This window comes from Vibrio sp. Y176 (assembly GCF_033438945.1).
The window spans coordinates 122883-144946 of record NZ_JAWOQS010000009.1 but is presented as its reverse complement, the minus strand read 5'-3'; the positions used below and the strand labels follow the sequence as shown (position 1 = coordinate 144946).

At 44.6% G+C, this 22064-nt stretch carries 18 protein-coding genes; 6 read left to right on the top strand and 12 right to left on the bottom strand.

What is annotated here, in order from left to right:
- Positions 1 to 5: 5 nt before the first annotated feature.
- Genes menB through R7O13_RS19715 form a run of 4 tightly spaced genes read right to left on the bottom strand, consistent with a single transcriptional unit; the run spans position 6 to position 4701 of the window.
- Positions 6 to 872, bottom strand: coding sequence for a 1,4-dihydroxy-2-naphthoyl-CoA synthase (gene menB, locus R7O13_RS19730; RefSeq protein WP_005382318.1), 867 nt, complete (start codon positions 870 to 872; stop codon positions 6 to 8).
- Entirely contained in the window at positions 865 to 1692 is an 828-nt protein-coding gene (gene menH / locus R7O13_RS19725) for a 2-succinyl-6-hydroxy-2,4-cyclohexadiene-1-carboxylate synthase (RefSeq protein ID WP_213899478.1), read from the bottom strand. Before menH ends, menB begins: the two co-directional genes overlap by 8 nt.
- Positions 1679 to 3397, bottom strand: coding sequence for a 2-succinyl-5-enolpyruvyl-6-hydroxy-3-cyclohexene-1-carboxylic-acid synthase (gene menD, locus R7O13_RS19720; RefSeq protein ID WP_262606980.1), 1719 nt, complete (start codon positions 3395 to 3397; stop codon positions 1679 to 1681). The genes menH and menD overlap by 14 nt, the downstream gene beginning before the upstream one ends.
- A complete protein-coding gene (locus R7O13_RS19715) occupies positions 3394 to 4701 on the bottom strand; it encodes an isochorismate synthase MenF (RefSeq protein ID WP_033906881.1) in 1308 nt (435 codons plus the stop codon). Before R7O13_RS19715 ends, menD begins: the two co-directional genes overlap by 4 nt.
- Positions 4702 to 4918: 217 nt before the next feature.
- On the opposite strand from R7O13_RS19715, the gene R7O13_RS19710 reads away from it, so the two are divergent.
- The 3 genes from R7O13_RS19710 to R7O13_RS19700 all read left to right on the top strand — a co-directional run bounded on the left by R7O13_RS19710 (position 4919) and on the right by R7O13_RS19700 (position 8146).
- Positions 4919 to 6133 carry a pyridoxal phosphate-dependent aminotransferase gene (locus R7O13_RS19710; protein WP_213874656.1) on the top strand — a complete coding sequence of 405 codons (1215 nt, stop codon included), beginning with the start codon at positions 4919 to 4921 and terminating at the stop codon, positions 6131 to 6133.
- 90 nt (positions 6134 to 6223) lie between these two features.
- A complete protein-coding gene (yfbR, locus tag R7O13_RS19705; protein ID WP_025766954.1) occupies positions 6224 to 6808 on the top strand; it encodes a 5'-deoxynucleotidase in 585 nt (194 codons plus the stop codon).
- 15 nt (positions 6809 to 6823) lie between these two features.
- A complete protein-coding gene (locus R7O13_RS19700) occupies positions 6824 to 8146 on the top strand; it encodes an anti-phage deoxyguanosine triphosphatase (RefSeq protein ID WP_318304528.1) in 1323 nt (440 codons plus the stop codon).
- Between the two features lie 6 nt (positions 8147 to 8152).
- On the opposite strand, the gene R7O13_RS19695 is transcribed toward R7O13_RS19700, so the two are convergent.
- On the bottom strand, positions 8153 to 8767 hold the full coding sequence (locus tag R7O13_RS19695; RefSeq protein WP_054575199.1) for a tRNA-uridine aminocarboxypropyltransferase: 615 nt from the start codon (positions 8765 to 8767) through the stop codon (positions 8153 to 8155).
- 3 nt (positions 8768 to 8770) lie between these two features.
- On the opposite strand from R7O13_RS19695, the gene rrtA reads away from it, so the two are divergent.
- Positions 8771 to 9322: a rhombosortase gene (rrtA, locus tag R7O13_RS19690; RefSeq protein ID WP_005382331.1), complete on the top strand. Its 552-nt coding sequence runs from the start codon at positions 8771 to 8773 to the stop codon at positions 9320 to 9322.
- A gap of 98 nt (positions 9323 to 9420) precedes the next feature.
- On the opposite strand, the gene R7O13_RS19685 is transcribed toward rrtA, so the two are convergent.
- From R7O13_RS19685 to tig, 7 genes are all read right to left on the bottom strand, one after another.
- Positions 9421 to 9705, bottom strand: coding sequence for a ComEA family DNA-binding protein (locus R7O13_RS19685; RefSeq protein ID WP_031777211.1), 285 nt, complete (start codon positions 9703 to 9705; stop codon positions 9421 to 9423).
- Between the two features lie 255 nt (positions 9706 to 9960).
- Complete coding sequence (ppiD, locus tag R7O13_RS19680; protein WP_258671514.1) at positions 9961 to 11820, bottom strand: peptidylprolyl isomerase; 1860 nt, start codon at positions 11818 to 11820, stop codon at positions 9961 to 9963.
- Positions 11821 to 12021: 201 nt separating this feature from the next.
- On the bottom strand, positions 12022 to 12294 hold the full coding sequence (locus tag R7O13_RS19675) for an HU family DNA-binding protein (protein ID WP_005382341.1): 273 nt from the start codon (positions 12292 to 12294) through the stop codon (positions 12022 to 12024).
- Between the two features lie 191 nt (positions 12295 to 12485).
- Positions 12486 to 14837, bottom strand: a complete 2352-nt coding sequence (lon, locus tag R7O13_RS19670) for an endopeptidase La (protein ID WP_005382343.1) — start codon at positions 14835 to 14837, stop codon at positions 12486 to 12488.
- A gap of 130 nt (positions 14838 to 14967) precedes the next feature.
- A complete protein-coding gene (clpX, locus tag R7O13_RS19665) occupies positions 14968 to 16248 on the bottom strand; it encodes an ATP-dependent protease ATP-binding subunit ClpX (protein WP_005382345.1) in 1281 nt (426 codons plus the stop codon).
- Positions 16249 to 16318: 70 nt separating this feature from the next.
- Positions 16319 to 16945, bottom strand: a complete 627-nt coding sequence (gene clpP / locus R7O13_RS19660; RefSeq protein WP_005382347.1) for an ATP-dependent Clp endopeptidase proteolytic subunit ClpP — start codon at positions 16943 to 16945, stop codon at positions 16319 to 16321.
- Positions 16946 to 17050: 105 nt separating this feature from the next.
- Positions 17051 to 18358: a trigger factor gene (gene tig, locus R7O13_RS19655; RefSeq protein ID WP_005382251.1), complete on the bottom strand. Its 1308-nt coding sequence runs from the start codon at positions 18356 to 18358 to the stop codon at positions 17051 to 17053.
- Between the two features lie 526 nt (positions 18359 to 18884).
- Between tig and R7O13_RS19650 the strand changes: the two genes are divergently transcribed.
- Positions 18885 to 20690, top strand: coding sequence for an ATP-binding protein (locus R7O13_RS19650; protein ID WP_053307496.1), 1806 nt, complete (start codon positions 18885 to 18887; stop codon positions 20688 to 20690).
- Between the two features lie 4 nt (positions 20691 to 20694).
- The gene (locus tag R7O13_RS19645) at positions 20695 to 22032 is read left to right on the top strand and encodes a sigma-54-dependent transcriptional regulator (protein WP_005382254.1); all 1338 of its coding nucleotides are present in this window, start codon (positions 20695 to 20697) and stop codon (positions 22030 to 22032) included.
- Positions 22033 to 22064: the final 32 nt, after the last annotated feature.

The following is a 22064-nucleotide window of genomic DNA, read 5'->3' as shown; positions in this document are numbered from 1 at the left end:
ACGGATTATGGGTTGCGAGGGAATTTATCGAAGTCTGGGCGACGCTTCTCGTTAAAGGCGTTACGACCTTCTTGGCCTTCATCAGTCATGTAGAACATCATCGTTGCGTTACCCGCTAGCTCTTGCAGACCCGCTTGACCATCACAATCTGCGTTTAATGCAGCTTTCAGGCAGCGCAATGCCATTGGGCTGTGCTGTAGTACTTCACGACACCAACGAACGGTTTCTTTCTCTAGATCCGCTAGTGGTACAACTGTGTTTACTAGGCCCATGTCTACCGCTTCTTGAGCATTGTAGAAACGACATAGGAACCAAATTTCGCGAGCTTTCTTTTGGCCTACGATGCGAGCCATGTAAGATGCACCCCAACCGCCATCAAATGAACCCACTTTAGGGCCTGTTTGACCAAATTGAGCGTTGTCAGCTGCAATCGTTAGGTCACACATCATGTGCAGAACGTGACCACCGCCAACAGCCCAACCCGCTACCGATGCGATCACTGGTTTTGGACAAGTACGAATATCGCGTTGGAAGTCCAATACGTTTAGGTGATGCGTACCTTGGTCATCTTTATAGCCGCCATAGTCGCCACGGATCTTCTGGTCGCCGCCAGAACAGAATGCGTCTTCACCTAGACCTGTCAGAATGATCACGCCAACACCAGAGTCGTAACGCGCATCTGCCAACGCATCAATCATCTCTTTTACCGTTTGAGGACGAAACGCGTTACGCACTTGAGGACGCGCAATGGTGATTTTCGCGATACCATCTTCAGACTTATGGTAATGAATGTCCTCGTATTTCTCGCCGCAATCTTTCCATTGAACCGGAGCGTAAAGTTCTTCTTCAGAAATGCCTACTGTTTTAGCCATGGTGATTCCCATTGTTCTCGTTACTCTCACCAAAGTGAGACTGAATTATTTGCTTGGTATGTATCGCAAACTGTTTGGGCTGCTCTTGATGGACGTTATGACCAGCGCCTTCAACTTGTCGATACGCCAACCCGCTATGTTGTGCCAGTTGGCTAAATTTTTGGTCTTTCTCACCACACAAGTAATACACTGGTATGTTCTGCTTTTGCAGTGAGGGCAACAAATATGCCTGTTTGGCTAACGATGTCGCCATCAACATATTCGCCACCGCTGAGCCAAGATTATCACTTCGCTTCGCAATGAATGTTTGTCTTTGCTCATGGTTTAGTGAAGAAAACACCGCTTGTTGGTACCAATCGTTCAAAACACGTTCAAGTGGTTCAGTTTTGAAACGCATTGCCCAGCGAGCATCATTCTCTAATCTCACCTGTTTCTCTGACTCAGTTTGAAGCCCGAAGTTTCCCCCTTCAACAATCGCGCCCGCAATATTGAGATCTGGAAAGCATTGATGGGCAATACCATGCATCGCAATGCGGCCGCCCATAGAGTAACCAATCAAAATAAGTGGTTGTTGTGAGGGAAATAATAAAGATAGTGTGGAACCAAGAAGTTTGCAGCAATCATTCAGATCGCTGCAAGAAATAGATTGGCTGTGCCCATGACCAGGGAGGTCAACCGTAACACGTTCATACTCGGGTAACGCGTTGATACACGATTGCCAATCTTCACCGCTACCAAGCAAACCATGCAAAAACACCAAAGTGGGCAACGTTCTACTTTGGTGTTTTTCTAATACAGGGAAACGTTCAAAGTAAAGCATTCAGACTCTTATTAAATGCCTTGAGTGTCTCAGCAGCTTGATTAGGTGGGGTTTGAACCTCGACCAGCAACGTTCCTTGGCGGTGACATAAATGCTCTTTTACAGATGATTGGAATTGCTCCAGTGTAGAAACATGCAAATACGCCAAACCAAACTGCTTTGCCGCGTGTTCAAACTGATAACCATGAGGCATTTGATAATATGTCGTCCTGCGCTCTGGTGGTACTGGCAACATATCAAAAATCGCACCGCCGTCATTATTAGTAACAACAAGTACCGCCGGCAGTTTATTGTGAGAAAATAGCGCCAGAGAATTGAGATCATAAAGTGCTGCTGTGTCACCGATATACATTAGTAACGGATTACCTCTTGCCCGTTGCACGCCTGATGCCGCAGCAAACAAACCGTCAATCCCTGATGCGCCTCGATTAGTGAAAACCTCTACACCATCCAATTTTCCGTACATATCAACAAGCCGAACAAACAAGCTATTACCCAAGAAAACATCTACGTTCTTTGTGCGCTCGTTGATGTCTGCTGCCAACGCAATTTCGTCAATGGCAGACGCTGAATCAGATAGGAAGGCTTCTTCGATACGTTGATGAACTCGCTTAACGTCATTCGCTAACCTATCAGCCCACCCAGCAAATATTGACTTCTCAAAACTAATGCGAGAAACCCACGTTTTAGGAGGCTCAACCCAGTGCATTTGCGCCAGATGATTTTGGTTATTCCGGTCCATACAAGGTGAGACATACCAATACTGAACGTCTTTACTTTGTTGATTTTTCGATACTTGTTTATCAATCCATTGGTTCAAACGTTTGGAGATGATTCGGCTACCAAATTGGATAATAAGTTCACAAGATTCAAGCTCGTTTGCGAACTCGGGAAGTTGAAGCCATACATCGTAATACGCCCAATCCGAACTGAGACCACTTTGCGGGTCTGCAAGTACTGGCCATCCCATCTTTTGTGCAAATGCCTGCGCCGACTTCGCTTGTTCAAGCGGTAAGCTGCCAATCACAACCAAGCCTTTTTTGTCTGAAAAAGGCGGGATGTTCGCCTGTGACAAATGGCTAAAACGCTGAGTATAAGTGCCGCTTCCTTTTCGCCATCCGGCGACCGAATCTAAGTAGGTTTGATAATCCGCTTTTGCGCCGTTGGAATACAAAGGCTCTGGAAATGCACAATTAATATGAACGGCACTACCCTGCAATTGCTGAGTAAACATCACTTCGTCAACAGAGGTCAGCAACCAGTTAAGCGACGTTGCTAAATTTGGGCTTGGTAAATTCAAACTGGCCGAAACATGATGTGAAAAAATACCCAATTGATTTATCGCTTGGTTTGCACCACAGCCGACAAGTTCTACTGGACGATCTGCTGTCAGCAGCACCAGTTTTTCACCAGTAAGTTTGACTTCGGCAACCGACGGTAATAAGTTCGCCACTGCCGTACCAGAGGTAACGATAATTGCCACGGGTTCCTGAGTAGCTTTCGCTAAACCAAGAGCCATAAAGCCCAATCCACGCTCATCAAAATGAGTATGAATGGAAAAGTCGGACTGTTCTGCCGCTTCTAAAGTTAAAGGCGTAGAACGAGATCCGGGAGCGATACAAACATGCTTAACGCCAAATCGCTGAAGCTCAATCAATATGGTTTCTGACCAAACTCGATTGAGCACCGCTTGGTCATGACTCATGATGCGACTCCCAATGGCGGATGATCAGAAATCAGCGTAAGTAACGTCGACATTTTCTTATCAAGTTCTGCCCACTCATGTTCTGCAATGGAGCCTGGAACAATCCCTGCGCCCGCAAACAGTTGTACTTGCTCACCGAGCACAAGCGCACTTCTGATTGCGACACAAAACTCTGCACGCTCATGGCTGATGTAACCCATAGAGCCTGCATACCAGCCGCGTGCAAACGGCTCATTATCAAGAATAAACTGCATGGACTCTTGTCGGGGTAAGCCAGCAACCGCCGCTGTTGGCTGAAGCGCCGATAACAACTGAACACCATTTATCCCCGCTCTTAGACTAGCGTGAATATTTCGCTTAAGGTGCTGCACTTTTCGTAGTCTGACCAAACTCGGTTCAGCTTCCACTTCAACCATTTCAGAATGCGGTGATAGACGGTCAATGATGTCGTCCACCACATACTGGTTTTCGTTGAGGTTCTTTTGGTCTTGGGATAACCAATTCGCCAACTCCATATCTTGAGTGGCATTGTCTCCCCGACCAATCGTACCTGCTAACGCTTCGGTATGTAGCTCATGCCCTACGCGAGAATACAAACGTTCTGGCGTAGACCCCATAAAACTGTGCTTACTGTCTAAGCTCAGCATGAAATGGAAGCTATGATGGTTATTTAAGTAACTTGCTTTAAGTAGCTGTGCAGCACTTAATGTGTTATCAAGCTGCACGGTAGAGCGACGCGCTAAAACCACTTTCTTAAAATCATCATTCTCTATACCAGTCAGAACCTTATGAACTAACTCATTCCATTGAGGCTGACTTGGCGTATGAACAATAGAGCGGATGTGAGACGAAATTGGAGCTAAGGTTGCGACCTCACAAACCAGTTTATTCAACCCAGCTAGAGTTCGCGCTTTGTCTTCTGAAATATTAACTGCGAGAGACCACTGTTGGTCAAAACGAATTAACTCAATTTGAGGCAAAAAGAAAAAAGAAGGCATACAGCGACGATTCTTCTCATGCTGTCCATCAAAAGAGCGCCCGCCCCAGACTCTTTGCCCTTCACCTAGAATGGTATAAGCAGGACCTGGCTCAACAAAAGCGTGCAATTGCCCTAGTGCAACGACCTCTTCACGTGTATCGCGGGACTGCCAATAAAACTTAGGGAAAAGTGGTTGTGCATCAAGCCAATCAATAAATGAGAAATTAGGTTTCTCACTAAGGGGCTCGACCAGACGTGTTTGATTGCCTTCCGATTGCTGAACTCGCTCGATAATTCTCTTTACGGCTTGATGGAACTGTGACAAATCAACCTCGTTGTATGTGAGGATAAATGGTAACTGACGGCTACTCTAAGTTTAGACCCAAAGCAAATCAAGGTCGTATGCGATCTTTTGCAAAATCCTGTGATAGCAAGCGAGCAAAACTTAACCAGCAGACAGATTATTTACAGATATATATTCTAATAAAAAACAAATTATTGTATTTTAATAAAGAAATTAACGAATTTTTAGGAATTAAACAATGCAAAATATCGGGATGTCGTCAAAACTCGACAATGTCTGCTACGACATTAGGGGTCCTGTACTCAAACATGCTAAGCGCATGGAGGAAGAAGGGCATAAAATCCTAAAGCTAAACATTGGTAACCCTGCCCCATTTGGTTTTGACGCCCCTGATGAGATTTTAGTCGACGTGATTCGTAATCTGCCGACTTCTCAAGGCTATTGTGATTCCAAAGGCATTTACTCTGCTCGTAAAGCTGTGGTCCAACACTATCAGCGTAAAGGTATACGCTCGCTAGATGTCGAAGATGTGTATGTAGGTAACGGCGTGTCTGAGTTGATCGTAATGGCCATGCAAGCGCTATTAAACAATGGCGACGAAATGCTGATCCCAGCACCAGACTATCCGTTATGGACAGCTTCAGTTGCACTATCTGGTGGTAAGCCGGTTCATTATCTATGTGATGAAAAGGCTGACTGGTACCCAGACCTTGAAGACATCAAAAAGAAAATCACACCAAAGACACGTGGCATTGTTCTGATCAACCCGAACAACCCGACAGGTGCGGTATACAGCCGTGACTTCCTACTTGAAGTGATTGAGATAGCACGCCAGCACAAACTGATCATTTTCGCAGATGAGATCTACGACAAAGTGTTGTACGACGGTGCAACACATACCTCAGTCGCCACACTCACTGAAGACGTGCTAGTTATGACATTCAATGGCCTTTCAAAAGCCTACCGTGTTTGTGGTTTCCGTGGTGGCTGGATGTTCCTAACGGGGCCTAAACATCTGGCTCAAGGGTACGTGAATGGCTTGGAGCTGCTTTCATCGATGCGTTTATGCGCAAACGTACCAATGCAACATGCGATTCAAACCGCGTTAGGTGGATACCAGAGTATTAATGAACTGATTTTACCTGGCGGACGCTTATTAGAGCAGCGCAACCGAGCGTATGAACTGATCAATCAGATTCCTGGTGTTTCTTGTGTCAAACCTAAGGGTGCGATGTACCTCTTCCCGAAAATCGACACTAAAATGTACAACATCAAGAACGATCAACAGATGGTTTTAGATTTCTTAAAACAAGAGAAGGTCTTACTGGTGCAAGGTTCTGGTTTTAACTGGCCAAAACCAGACCACTTCCGCATCGTGACACTACCGCACGTTGAAGATCTAGAAATCGCCATTGGACGTTTTGAAAGATTCCTATCAACCTACAGCCAGTAATGAATCACTGGTAGTAATTAGTGCTGATCTCTCATATGCTTAGAGGAACTCCTAGTGAGTTCCTTTTTTACACCAGAAACGGAGAAAGCCATGAAAGAAAGCCATTTTTTCGCCCACCTGGCTCGAATGAAGCTGATCCAACGCTGGCCTTTAATGCGGTCCGTCTCACCAGAAAACGTTTCAGAGCATAGCTTACAAGTTGCTTTTGTCGCTCATGCCCTTGCCCTAATTAAAAACAAAAAGTTCGGCGGTAACCTTAATCCAGAGCGCATCGCGATTCTTGCCATGTACCATGACTCCAGTGAAGTATTAACGGGTGACCTTCCGACTCCAGTGAAGTATTACAACCCTGAAATTGCCAAAGAATATAAGAAGATAGAATCAGCAGCGGAGCAAAAATTACTCTCAATGTTACCGGAAGAGTTCCAAGATGATTTTGCTCCCTATCTTCTTTCTCACTCTGCACACGAAGAGGACGCAAAAATCGTTAAGCAAGCCGATTCCATCTGTGCCTATTTAAAATGTCTTGAAGAACTAAGCGCCGGTAACCATGAGTTCGCTCTGGCAAAAAAACGCTTAGACGTCACTTTGCAAGAACGCAGAACACCTGAAATGGATTACTTTCTCAATACCTTTGCCCCAAGTTTCGAATTATCGTTAGATGAAATCAGTTAGCTTACGGAGATAATCGTGTCGTTTGAATTACACCCGCAATGGCAAGAGCGCCATGATGATGAGCATAAAATCCGTCGAGACGACCATCGGAGCCCGTACCAACGAGACCGAGCGCGCATTCTTCACTCGGCTGCATTTCGACGCCTACAAGCAAAAACCCAAGTACACGGCAATAGCTTGGAAGACTTTCACCGCAGTCGGTTAACACACTCCTTAGAAGCGTCGCAACTCGGGACCGGTATCGTCGCCCAACTAAAGAAAAAACAGCCAGAGTTCCGTGATCTATTACCATCAGACAGCTTAATTGATTCATTATGTTTGGCTCACGACATCGGGCATCCTCCATACGGTCATGGAGGAGAAGTCGCTCTAAACTACGTAATGCGCGAACATGGCGGCTTCGAGGGGAACGCCCAAACCTTTCGTATCGTCACTAAGTTAGAGCCTTATACTGAGCATTTCGGAATGAATTTATCACGCCGCACACTGCTTGGTTTGATTAAGTACCCTGCCCTCATTAGTCAAACACGCTCCGTCAAGTTGCCTCAACCAGCCGAGCATCAACGTAAACTAAAAGCAAAAGATTGGAGCCCAGCTAAAGGCATTTATGATTGTGATAAAGACTTATTTGATTGGGTAATTGCACCGCTTTCTGACAACGACAAGGCATTGCTTAGTCTGATGCGTTCAACGCCAGAATCGGAGTTTGAGCACAGTAAAACGCGTTTTAAATCACTCGATTGCTCAATCATGGAGCTAGCAGATGATATCGCCTACGGTGTTCATGATTTAGAAGATGCAATCGTACTTGGTATGGTGACACGTCAGCAATGGCAAGAAGGCGCAGCAAGTCAATTAGCGGACTGTGGCGACCCGTGGTTTGAAGCTCATATCGATTCCATCGGACAGATGCTATTTAGCGGTAAGCACCATGAGCGGAAAGATGCTATCGGTGGTATGGTTAACGCGCTACTGACCAGCATTTCAATCAAAACGGTGGATGAGCCGTTTAATAACCCTTTACTTTCTTGGAATGCGTGTTTAGAACCACAGATGGCACGTGCACTTGACGTACTCAAGCACTTTGTCAGCACCTTCGTTATCCAAGTCCCGCAGGTCCAGATCGTTGAGTATAAGGGTCAGCAAATTATTATGGATATTTTTGAAGCGTTAACAGCAGACCCAGAGCGCTTACTACCCGTTCATACAAAAGAGCTGTGGTGTCAGGCGAAGAGCGAAAGCAATAAGATGAGGGTCATCGCCGATTACATTTCTGCAATGACCGATGGTCACGCACAAAAGCTACACCGCCAACTTTTCTCTTCCATCGTTCTTTAGTAACACTCAACCTTTCAAATAATTCTTTTCAAAAACGCCCGGAGGCATCTGGGCGATTTGGAATTCGATCATATTTTCAAAGGCATGCATAAGCGGTGTAAAGTCTCGCTCGGGTTCAAGCAAGCGAAGCGAATGATAACCTGCCTCGACTGTCGATAAGCTATTCTCAGAGGGCGCCTTACGAATGGTGTAGTGCCCTTGTAGTTGCTTAGGCAACTGCACGGTTGGGAGTGGATGTAAGTTGCTTGAGAGTTGCCACATTTTGTACGCTTTTTTCCACGTACCATCGAGCAAAATCAAACGTATTTTCTTAGATACACTATGACTCGCTTGAGTGATTTCAGAAATGCATCGTGACCCTTCTGATGGGTAAAGAACAAAATGTTGATATGACTCATCCGCTAATAAGTGATTTAAGACATCATCACAAGAAAAGTCCTCTCCTATCAAACAAATACAGTTATCTAAACTCAAATTGAGAATCCGTGCCGTACCAAGCGGACGATGTTCTTCACTCGTGTGCTGAAGAATGATAAGTTCTACCTCGCTTGCCAGCGGTACAATCCATTGGCAAATACACGCTTTTTGCGATTTTCCACAACGAGAACAATAACGAGACATAGAGTGAACCTTTATACCTTGCTGAGTATTATCAGCGTGATCTGTTTGATACTTCAATTTGAACCAATGGCAAGCCTAACCGAGTGGCACAGCTACAATATACGCCATGGTGAATGGTGGCGAATCGTAACAGGAAATCTCACACATACCAACTTTGCGCACTTAGGAATGAACCTCGCCGGATTGTGGATCATTACTTTTATTTTTCGCCCAAGCACTCGTAACTTCCTTATCGTTTTTTCAATCTTATGTGCATGTGTTGGTGCGCTGAATTTGTTTACCAACATGTCGGTGTACGTGGGTTTATCCGGCGTATTACACGGATTGTTTGGATTTTGGGCGCTCAGAGAAGTCTTTGAAAGTAGAAGAAGCAGTGTGTTGTTAGTCGGAGGGCTAATCGCCAAAGTAGCATGGGAGCAGGTCTATGGCCCATCAAGCAGTACTGCTGAGCTTATCGGTGCAAACGTTGCTATTGATGCTCATATGTTTGGCGCACTCGGTGGGTTAGTAATGGCTTTACTGGAAAAAGGCCTTCGCCGTCGTTTATTCGGATAAAAAATCCCGAACCACGAAAGAGGTGCTGGTTCGGGAAAGCAGTAATAGGGAAGCAGATATTGTTCTGAATTCAGACTCAATATCTGCAATACATCAAGCTACAGTAAAATGCGGTCTTCGTTTTTCTTAACTGTCGCTTCACCAATGCCTTTTACGCTCTTCAAATCTGCTGCCGTTTTAAAAGGGCCATGTTCCTCGCGGTAGTCCACTATACTCTGCGCTTTCTTCTCACCTATACCTTTCAACATGGTCGCAATTTCTTCAGCAGTGGCCGTGTTGATATTTACAGTAATTTCAATTCCTTCATATTTGTCAGTGGCTGAATCCGCAGCCATGCTAAAAGGTGCAAAAACAAATAAGCACAATGTCAAAATCCATTTCATATTGAACATACAATCTCCAAAATAGTAGGCTAAAAACAGTCGTCGAGTGCGAGTCACTATCAAGTTTGCAATGGAAAGCAATATGGTTATGCATTTAACAAACTGAGATGACCCGGAATTCACAACGGCCGCTATCACTTAAACGCGCACTAATTTAAGTAATGCCTATTGATGATTGAAGTTCATAAAGACAAAAATAAAACGGACCGCTTATGCGGTCCGTTTTATTCAACATACAAATTACACTAATTGTGCTTAGTTGCTCACAACAAAGTACTCAATGTCAGTATTTGCACGCAGTACGGCTAGTACAGATGATAAGTCTTGCTGAGAAGATGCACGCTGCATTTGCATCGCAACTTGATCTTCTAACTCACTATCTAGCTCTGCGTTTACAGCATCAAGCTCGATGATAATGATGTTACCTTCAAGATCTTTAGACTGACCGTATACTGGTTTACCATCGACTGGTTTTGCCATCGCGAATACCGTTGTTGCCAACGGAGAACGACGATCTACTGTCTCTTGTTCACCAAAGGCAAGATTGTTTTCAGCAAGCACGTTCGTCTTACCTTCTTTCAATGCCGTAACGACTTGTGTTCCAAGCTCCATCGCTTCTTGCTCACCTTTAACACGAGATAGCTCTGCAACAACCTGATCTTTCACTTCTTCTAGTGGAAGAACTGTCTCGTCACGCGCATCTTCAACACGAACAACGATAATATGCTCAGGCGCAACTTCGATAGCTTCAGAGTTTAGGCCATCTTCTTTAACTTCAGGACTCAGGATAGCTTGCATTACAGCAGGGCTACGAAGCACTTCAGGTGCATCAACCTGAGAAATAAAGTCCGTTGTCTTCACTTCTTGGTTAACCGCTTGAGAAGCATCATACAATGAGTCTGGGTATTCAAACGCTACGCGCTCAAGCTCATTTTGCAACTCGTAGAATTGATCGATAGCTTGTTGGTCAACCATCTCTTGTTTGATTTCAGCAGCGACTTCTTCAAATGGCTTCGCCACAGAATCTTTTAGCTCTTCAAGCTTGATAATGTGATAGCCAAAGTCCGACTTTACTAGACCCGACGTATCGCCAGGATTCTTCAGTTCGAATGCCGCTTCTTCAAAAGCAGGGTCCATCACATCACGCTCAATCCAACCTAGGTCACCACCGTTTTCAGCGCTGCCAAAATCGTCAGATTTCTCTTGAGCAAGCGTCGCAAAATCTGCACCCGCGTTTAGCTCATCTAGGATAGCTTGCGCTTTTGCTTCATCGTCCCCTTCTACAAGAATGTGAGCGACACGTCGTTGCTCTTCTGAAGAGTATTTGTTTAAGTGATCGTCGTAGTACTTTTTCACCTCAGCATCAGAAACATTAACTTGTTCCTTTAGCGCTTCAGCTGACAGTTCGATGTAAGAGACTTTAACCTGCTCTGGGCGTGTAAAGTTGTCTGGGTTTGCTTTGTAGTACTCTTGAATTTCTTCGTCGGTCAATTCAATATTTTTCGCAAACTCCGCTAAGTCGATCTGAATCGTGCGAATATCACGAGTTTGAGTGAACAGCTTGCCTTCTGCTTGTACTTCACCCGGCAGAATAAATTCACTGTTTTGTAGCGCATTCAGCAGTTGCTCACGAACCAATTCACGACGCATGTACTCAGCAAAAGAGTCTGGCGAAAAGCCTGCACGACGCAAAGAAGCTTGATAGATCTCTTGATCAAACTGACCATTAGATTGGAACTGAGGCATGTCTAGAATCATGCTACGCACTTGAGTGTCGCTGATTCGTAGACCCAAAGCTTCAGCTTGTTGGTCAAGCAACACGTCATTGATCATTCGATCTAAAACGGATTTGCGGAAAGATTCAACATATGCAGGGTCAGCCAGCATTTGAGAGAAGTAGTCACCCAACTGAGCTTGCATACGGTTACGCTCATTTTGGTATGCCATCTCGAACTCACCACGAGGAATCTCAGTGTTACCGACTTTCGCTGCAGAGTTGTTGCTACCACTAACGATGTAGCTACCTACACCTGCAAATACGAAAGACAGGATGATAAGTCCAAGGATAATTTTGACCGCGATGCTATTCACGCCTTCGCGTAGTCGATCCATCATAATTTAACTGCTCTCCACAATTGAAGCCTACTGCTTCTATCTAATAGAAATAATGGCGCAATAATATCAGAAAAAGAAATGCGCATCAGTATGATGCGCATAATTTAAGAAAGTTCGGCTCGAAGTTTGTAAATTTTTGTTCGAAACTTATTGTTTGAGCAAAAGTTAAGCAAATGGCCGGTTACAGAAATAACGCCGTGATTAGTTACAAGCGTCTTTCAGTGCTTTACCAGCTTTGAAAGCTGGTACTTTTGCTTCTGCGATTTGGATTTCTTCACCAGTTTTTGGGTTACGACCAGTACGTGCAGCACGAGTACGAACGCTGAATGTACCAAAGCCAACTAGAGCGACTTGATCACCAGATTGAAGAGTTCCGCTTACTGCTTCGATGAATGCATCTAGAGCACGACCCGCTGACGCTTTAGAAATATCTGCATTTTCTGCGATTTGTTCTACTAACTGAGTTTTATTCACTGTAATTTCCCCTTTGTGTCATCTGTGATTATTTTTGTGATGACTTTCGTTCCATTGTTAAGAAAATATGCTCCACCCCTTATTCATCAAGGGCTGGCAGCTATCGAAACTAACTTAGCGCCCAAAAAAAACGCTGACAAGCCTTTTTGGGCTTATCAGCGTAAACTTTTACTTATTTTTGCTACACATCACTATTTTTGAGACTCAAACTCAACGCCCGTCGGGTCTCGCTCTAGTGCGACTTTCAGTACTTCATCAATCCACTGTACAGGGATAACTTCCAGATCCGCGATAACATTATCAGGAATCTCTTCCAAATCACGCTCGTTATCTTTTGGAATTAGCACTGTCTTAATGCCACCACGGTGTGCCGCAAGTAACTTCTCTTTTAGGCCGCCGATAGGTAGAACCTCACCACGCAGTGTGATTTCACCCGTCATCGCTACTTCTGCTTTCACAGGGTTGCCTGTTAGAGAAGAAACCAATGCTGTACACATTGCTGTACCCGCACTTGGACCATCTTTTGGTGTCGCGCCTTCCGGGACGTGTACGTGAATATCTTTCTTCTCGTAGAAGTCAGTATTGATACCTAGCTTTTCTGCACGAGAGCGAACCACTGTCATTGCTGCTTGGATAGACTCTTGCATCACATCACCAAGAGAACCCGTTTGTGTCAGCTTACCTTTACCTGGCATTGATTGAGTTTCAATCGTTAACAGATCGCCACCCACCTCTGTCCAAGCTAGGCCAGTTACTTGACCAATTCGGTTACTTTCATCCGCTTTACCGTAATCGAAACGTTGAACACCTAAGTACTCTTTTAGGTTGTCCATCGTTACCGTTACTGACTTGATGTCCTTATCCAGCAAGATGTTCTTCACCGCTTTACGGCAGATCTTAGAAATCTCACGCTCTAAGTTACGGACACCCGCTTCACGCGTGTAGTAACGAATGATGCCAATAATCGCAGAATCTTCAATGACGATCTCATCCGCTTTCAAGCCATTACGCTTCACTTGTTTATCAACAAGGTGACGTTTTGCAATGTTCAGCTTCTCGTCTTCGGTGTAACCAGATAAACGAATAACTTCCATACGGTCTAACAATGGACCCGGGATGTTCATCGAGTTCGATGTCGCAACAAACATAACGTCAGAGAGATCGTAATCCACTTCTAGGTAGTGATCGTTGAACGAGTTATTCTGTTCAGGATCAAGTACTTCTAGCAGAGCCGATGCTGGATCACCACGCATATCGGAAGACATTTTGTCGATTTCGTCCAATAAGAACAGCGGGTTCTTCACACCAACCTTCGACATCTTCTGGATCAATTTGCCTGGTAATGAGCCGATATAAGTACGACGGTGACCACGAATTTCCGCTTCATCACGCACACCACCCAACGCCATACGAACATACTTACGGCCTGTAGCTGAAGCAATTGAACGACCAAGAGATGTTTTACCGACACCAGGAGGACCAACAAGACAAAGGATAGGACCTTTTAGCTTGTTGATACGGTTTTGAACCGCCAGGTATTCAAGGATACGTTCTTTGACGCGTTCTAGACCGTAGTGATCTTCATTAAGAACCTCTTCTGCTTTCGCTAAGTTTTTCTTAACTTTTGAGCGCTTAGCCCAAGGAACGCTGACCATCCAATCGATGTAGCTACGAACCACTGTTGCTTCAGCAGACATTGGAGACATCATCTTAAGCTTTTGCAGCTCTTGCTCTGTCTTTTCACGTGCCTCTTGAGGCATTTTTGATTCGTCAATCTTCTTCTGTAGCGTTTCGAACTCGTCTGGTGCGTCTTCCATCTCACCAAGTTCTTTCTGAATCGCTTTCATTTGCTCATTCAGATAGTACTCACGCTGAGATTTTTCCATTTGCTTTTTAACGCGACCACGAATTCGTTTTTCAACTTGCAGCAAGTCGATCTCTGATTCCATCTGGCCCATCAGGAATTCCAGACGCTCAGTGACGTCAACAATTTCAAGCACTTGCTGCTTATCCACCAACTTTAACGGCATATGAGCCGCAATGGTATCCGCTAAGCGTGCGGCTTCGTCGATACCATTAAGTGACGTTAGCACTTCTGGTGGAATCTTCTTGTTTAGCTTAATGAACCCTTCAAACTGATTAATCGCGCTGCGAACAATCACTTCTTGCTCACGCTCATCCAATTCTGGCGTAACAACAAATTCAGCTTCTGCTAGGAAGAAGTCACTCTCTTTAAAGTGATTGATTTTTGCTCGCTGCTGGCCTTCGACCAATACTTTTACTGTGCCATCCGGAAGCTTCAAGAGCTGGAGAATGGTGGCTACCGTACCTACGTCAAATAGGTCGTCAACCGTAGGCTCGTCAGTATCCGCTTGCTTTTGTGCCACAAGAAGAACTTGTTTGTTGGTTTCCATCGCCGTTTCTAGACAGCTAATCGATTTCTCACGACCAACAAACAATGGAATAACCATGTGTGGGTAGACCACTACGTCACGTAGAGGTAGTACCGGGATCTCGATACGCTCGGAACGTTCCAAGTTCATATAATTCTCTCTTCCGCTTTCACGTTTAACGTATTACTTAAGGCAGTATATGGGGGCTAATTGTTTGGATTCAATAAGAGAAATAAAAAAAGGAGGTAATTACTTACCTCCTTTTTCATTATGGCTGAATTTACTCTGCTCCAGCTGCCTGATTGTCTGCGTTACTGTAAATAAGCAGTGGCTCTGACTCGCCATTAATGACGGACTCATCAATCACGACTTTACTAACGTCTGTTGCAGATGGTAATTCGTACATGGTTTCAAGTAGCACGCCTTCAAGAATCGAGCGTAAGCCACGAGCACCTGTTTTACGCTCCATTGCTTTTTTCGCGATAGCGCGCAGCGCATCTTCACGGAATTCAAGTTCAGCGTTTTCTAGCTCAAACAATGCTGCATATTGCTTGGTCAGTGCGTTCTTCGGTTCACATAGGATCTGAATCAACGCTTCTTCATCAAGCTCAGTCAGTGTTGTTGTTACAGGTAGACGACCAATGAATTCTGGAATGAGGCCGTACTTCACTAAGTCTTCAGGTTCAACTTGAGTAAATAGCTCACCTACCGTCTTCGATTCATTCTTCGAACGAACTTCAGCACCAAAGCCAATACCTGTACCTGTTGCAACACGCTGCTCAATCACCTTGTCTAAGCCAGCAAAAGCACCACCACAAATGAACAGGATCTTAGATGTGTCCACTTGTAGGAATTCTTGCTGAGGATGCTTACGACCACCTTGAGGTGGAACCGATGCAACCGTACCTTCGATAAGTTTTAGTAGCGCCTGCTGAACACCTTCACCAGATACGTCACGCGTAATAGATGGGTTTTCAGCTTTGCGTGAAATCTTATCAATTTCATCAATGTAAACGATGCCGCGTTCCGCTTTAGCTACATCGTAATCACATTTTTGCAGAAGCTTTTGGATGATGTTTTCAACGTCTTCACCTACGTAACCGGCTTCGGTTAGTGTCGTCGCGTCTGCCATTGTAAATGGCACATCCAAGAATCGAGCTAATGTCTCCGCAAGTAGTGTTTTACCGCTACCTGTAGGACCAATTAGAAGGATGTTACTCTTACCAAGCTCCACACCTTCGCTCGTTGTATCACCATTGCGTAAACGCTTGTAGTGGTTATATACCGCAACTGCGAGCACTTTTTTCGCGTAATCTTGCCCGATCACATAGTCATCAAGGTGTTCACGGATCTGTTTTGGCGTTGGTAACGCTTCAGATTCTTTCTTAGGGAGAACATCCTTGATTTCTTCGCGAATAATATCGTTACATAAGTCGACACACTCGTCGCAAATGTACACTGACGGACCTGCGATTAGCTTGCGAACTTCGTGCTGACTTTTGCCGCAGAAAGAACAGTACAGCAATTTACCGCTGCCACTTTCTTTGCTTTTATCTGTCATTCGCTAACCTCTTAGCCTTTACTCTTCATGAATGAGTGTATATCAATTTTTGCCAAAATGCGCTGGCAAATTACTCGCCACGGTGGCTTAACACTGCATCCACGATACCGTATTCCACAGCCTGCTCTGATGACATGAAGTTATCACGATCAGTATCGCGCTCAATGACTTCAAGAGGTTGGCCTGTATGTTCTGCTAACAACTTGTTTAGCTTCTGTTTAATCGTCAGGATTTCCTGAGCATGGATTTGGATATCAGAAGCTTGACCCTGGAAACCACCCAATGGTTGGTGGATCATTACACGAGAGTTAGGCAGTACGTAACGCTTACCTGGCGCACCACCTGCAAGCAGGAAGGCACCCATTGAACATGCTTGACCCATACATACTGTGCTCACATTTGGCTTAATGAACTGCATGGTGTCGTAAATAGACATACCTGCTGTTACGCTGCCGCCTGGTGAGTTGATGTATAGGAAAATATCTTTATCTGGATTTTCAGATTCTAGGAAAAGTAGCTGAGCCACGACAAGGTTTGCCATGTGGTCTTCCACTTGACCCGTTAAAAAAATCACGCGCTCTTTCAGCAGACGTGAGTAGATGTCGTAAGAACGTTCGCCTCGGGAAGTTTGTTCAACCACCATTGGTACTAGCGCGTCCATAATTGGCGACATTGCATTTTTTTCTTGGTAGCTCATATTCTTATGTCCCTAAAATAAATGGCCCGGATGATGACTATCATACGGACCATTGTTAGCAGAATAGTTAACGTTAAGTCAACCTTCTACGCAAGATATTGCTTATTAAGCAGCAGGTTGTTGTTGGTTAAGTAGCTCGTTGAAGCCTACTTCTTTCTCAGAAACCTGTGCTTTAGCGATGATCGCGTCGATTGCTTGCTCTTCTAGAGCTACGTTGCGCATGTTGTTCATCATTTCTTCGTTTTGCTCGTAGTAAGCAATAACTTCTGATGGATCTTCGTATGCAGTAGCCATTTCTTCGATTAGCGCTTTAACTTTCTCGTCGTCCGCTTTTAGCTCTTCAGATTTGATTACTTCACCTAGTAGAAGACCAACAACTACGCGACGTTTAGCTTGTTCTTCGAACAGTTCACGTGGAAGCTGAGCAGCAGCTTCTGGGTTACCACCGAAGCGTTGTGCAGCTTGTTGACGTAGAACTTGGATTTCTTGCTCGATAAGCGCTGATGGTACGTTGATGTCGTTTTGCTCAACTAGACCGTCAATCGCTTGCTCTTTGATGCGGTTCTTAACAGCTTGCTTAAGTTCGCGTTCCATGTTCTTACGAACTTCAGCTTTAAGTGCTTCAACACCACCTTCAACAACACCGAACTTAGCAACGAACTCGTCGTTTAGTTCTGGAAGTTCACGAGCTTCAACTTTGTTCACTTTGATTGCGAACTTAGCTGCTTTACCTTTTAGGTTTTCAGCGTGGTAATCTTCTGGGAAAGTCACGTCGATGTCGAATTCCATACCAGCAGTTTTACCTGCGATACCGTCTTCGAAACCAGGGATCATGCGACCAGCACCCATTTCTAGAGGGAAGTTCTCAGCTTTACCGCCTTCGAACTCTTCACCGTCGATAGAACCAACGAAGTCGATGCTTACGCGTTTGCCATCTTCTGCTGCTTCTTCAACTTCAACCCAAGTTGCTTGTTGCTTACGTAGAGTATCGATCATCTCTTCTACGTCTGCATCTTTAACTTCTGTTAGTGGTTTTTCAACAGTGATGCTCTCTAGGCCTTTAAGCTCAACTTCTGGGTAAACTTCAAAAGTTGCAGTGAAAACTAGGTCTGAACCTTCTTTGTTCTCTACAGGAGCGAAAGTTGGAGCGCCAGCTGGGTTGATTTTCTCTTTAACGATAGCTTCGATGAAGTGGCGTTGCATTACTTCACCAAGAACGTCTTGACGTACTGCTTTGCCGTACATCTTAGCAACCATTTTTAGAGGCACTTTACCCTTACGGAAACCATCGAAACGACGGTTTTTAGCGATGTTGCGTAGTTCAGCTGTTACAGCGTCTTCGATGTTTGCAGCTGGAACAGTAATGTTTAGACGGCGCTCTAGGCCCTCTAGCGTTTCAACAGTAACTTGCATTATATATAAACCTCTAAAGTGGCTCGGTTTTCCGAGCGTATGAGCGAAACTCAGAGGAGCTTACGCTTCATCCTTGTGTAGTGTTCTGTCCGAACACCTAATTTAAAATCGAGTATCGATACTGGTTGTCAGTACCGGACTAATCAGTGATATCTTCGATAAAATAACCAAAGGTATCTCCTATTAGCCTCAGGACAGAATTTTTAGACGCGACATTCTAGCGATCTGTCGCAACCCTGTCGAGCCAATAGCCACTATGTGGACATTGTCTGCGCTAAATTCTCGAATGCTGACCCATTTTTTCTTCAAAAATGCGATTCAGACACCGTCTAAGCATCGCCAGCATATCTAGAATGGGGACAATAGCGACTTTTTCAAGAGAATCGACCGGTTTTTTTATCGAAAAGCCTAAAAAGAGATCTTGCTCTTGTTTTACTCCACAGAGTTGAAAACTAAATCCCTAATCCTTCCTACAAACTATTAACATTTTCTTACGTGACCAAAGGAAGTTGTAAGGAGTGTAAGGATGTCGCAAAAAAAACGGATTCTGCTGACATTTTTTGCTTTCTATTTCCTGTCCGCAATTATCGGTGGCCATTGGGTTTGGCAGACCAGTTATCAATCTCTACTTGATAAACACCAATCACAGCTGGAGCAGTTTTCTGGCCATATAAAAAATAAACTCGATAAGTACGCCCATATCCCAAATCTTCTCGCTAAAGATGATCCTCTTTATCAAGCGCTTCTGCACCCCAACAACAGTGCGCAACTGGAAATCACTAATCGGTATTTAGAATCCGTTAATGCCGTGATTGAAGCAGCGGATACGTACTTAATCGATCAATGGGGTACAACGATCGCGGCCAGCAACTGGCGTAAAGAGCGCTCCTTTATCGGTCGAAATTTTGCATTTCGACCTTATTTCAAACAAGCCATTGTAGGTAAACGAAGCCAATACTACGCACTGGGCTCAACATCTGGTAAACGTGGCTACTACTATTCTTATCCCATCGTATACGCTGGCGGTGTACTTGGTGTCGTCGTGGTGAAGATGGACCTAAGTAAGATAGAGGACAACTGGCAGCAACCTAACAGTGTTTTTGTCGCCAGCGACCCATACGGAATTGTTTTCATGAGTAGCCGAAGTGAATGGCTACTCAAAAGCTTACAACCACTGACAAAAAAAGAGAAAAAGCAAGTTTGGGCAAGCCAACAATATCTTGATGCGCCAATTGAAACGCTTGGATTAGTAGGTAGTTTGGACGAGGTGCATTCTGAGCTTAAACAGGGTTACCCATACAATAAAGGAACCTTGGTGGTCTCTTCGCTGCCCCTTCCCGAACTCAAACTGACAATTCGTGTGCTGTCTCCTAAACAGTCGATCGTTTGGTTCACCATGGGTTACATCTTTGTACTCACTCTAGCATTCATGGTTTTGTTTTTAATTGGTCAGCTTATCTATCACCGTCAACAGCGTCACTTGCAAATTGAACGAATTCAACAAGAAGCCAATCAAAAGTTGGAATATCAAGTCATGGCACGGACTGCCGAGTTGCAAGCTGAGATCGCACAGCGTATCGATACCGAGCAAACTTTACGCGTTACTCAAGATGAATTGGTGCAAGCAGCGAAACTCGCGGTGTTAGGACAAATGTCAGCCAGTATCAGCCATGAACTGAATAATCCACTTGCGGCAATTCGTAGCTTTGCGGAGAACGGCAAGCTGTTTCTAAAAAAAGAAAAATATGAGCGAGTGGAAGATAATCTCACTCGCATTTCTGCTCTCACTGACCGTATGGCAAATATCAGTCAGCAACTTCGCTCTTTCGCCAAAAAAACCAGTGGTGACGAGTTGGCTCAATCTCGATTGTTCCCTGTGATTGCCTCTGTAAAAGAACTGATGAAGCCCGCATTTAAATCAGGGCGCGTCACGTTAGAAACAAATTTGCCAAAGCATGATGTTGAAGTGCAGATCAATATTATTCAACTGGAGCAAGTGTTGGTCAATTTACTGACTAATGCGATAGAAGCACTCAAAGAACAACAAGACAAACAGGTAGAATTATCTGTAGAACACGATGAGCACACTGATTTGGTTTGGATTCATGTTGATGATAATGGCCCAGGGCTTGGCTCTTTCTCACTTTCTGATTTATGTGAACCGTTTCTAACTACTAAACTGAACGGTTTAGGTTTGGGTCTCTCTATCTCGCAACAAATCTTAGCCAGTATGAATGGAAAATTATGTGCCCATAATCGAGAACAAGGCGGCGCTCGATTCTCATTGTGTTTACCTATCACTTCTTACAACACTGAACCATCAAAAGGATAAGATCATGTGTCAGGTGTTTTTTATTGATGATGAGGCCGATCTCAGAATCGCTATAGAACAGACCTTTGAACTGGCGGATATCGACGCCAAGTTTTTTGTGGATGCAGAATCGGCTTTAATAGCGATGCAGCAAGGAGAAGAAGCTGGCGTCGTGGTCACTGATATCTGTTTGCCGGGCATTTCTGGTATGGATATGCTGACAACTTTGACTCAACGCGATGCAAACTTACCCGTCATCATGATCACTGGACACGGTGATATTTCCATGGCTGTGCAAGCCCTTCATCAAGGCGCTTACGACTTTATTGAGAAACCTTTTGCGCCAGAACATTTGGTTGAAACGGTTAAGCGGGCGATTGAGAAGCGCAAACTAACCAATGAAAATGAAAAACTGCGCCTGTCACTTAAAGCCAGTAAAACCCTTGGTCCACGAGTTATTGGTGAAACCTCTAGCATCCAAATATTACGAGAGACCATCACCCAAATCGCCGATACCGACGCCGATATTTTGTTGTTTGGTGAAACCGGTACAGGGAAAGAGTTAATCGCTCGTTCTTTACATGAGCAAAGCTCTCGCCGGAACCAAAACTTTGTCGCCGTAAATTGTGGAGCGGTTCCAGAGAACTTAATTGAGAGTGAACTCTACGGCCATGAAAAAGGCGCATTCACTGGCGCCGAAAGCCGTCGTATCGGTAAATTTGAGTTTGCACAAGGCGGCACACTTTTCTTGGATGAGATCGAGTCGATGCCTATCCAAGCCCAAATTCGTTTATTGAGGGTATTACAAGAGCGCGTGATTGAGCGTGTCGGTTCAAATGAATTATTGCCTTTAGATATTCGAGTGATTGCCGCAACAAAGGTCGATTTAAAACACGCAGCTGAAGAAGGTACTTTCCGTCAGGACCTCTATTATCGGCTCAATGTCGTGACCTTGGATCTCCCGCCACTACGCGAACGAAAAGAAGACATTCCAGCCCTCTTTCACCACTTTCTGTTGGTAGCAGCTTCACGTTATGGCAAAAGCTCACCTAGCTTGTCACCCCAAGATCTAGCGCAACTGATGAGCCATGACTGGCCTGGCAATGTTCGAGAACTCAGAAATGCTGCAGAGCGTTTTGTGCTATTGGGTAAGTTAATTCAGTTGGGAGAATCGAACCCAGTTGCTAAGTCTTCCTCAAGCCTTGCAGAGCAAGTGGCGGAGTTTGAGAGAGCAGCCATTGAAGGCGCTTTATTAGAAAACAACGGTAGTATTAAACAGACAATGTGCCAATTGAATGTGCCAAGAAAAACTCTTTACGACAAGATGCAGCGCTACCAAATAAATAAAGACCTTTACAAATAAAACACGTTCAAATAGCTGGCATTATATTCAAC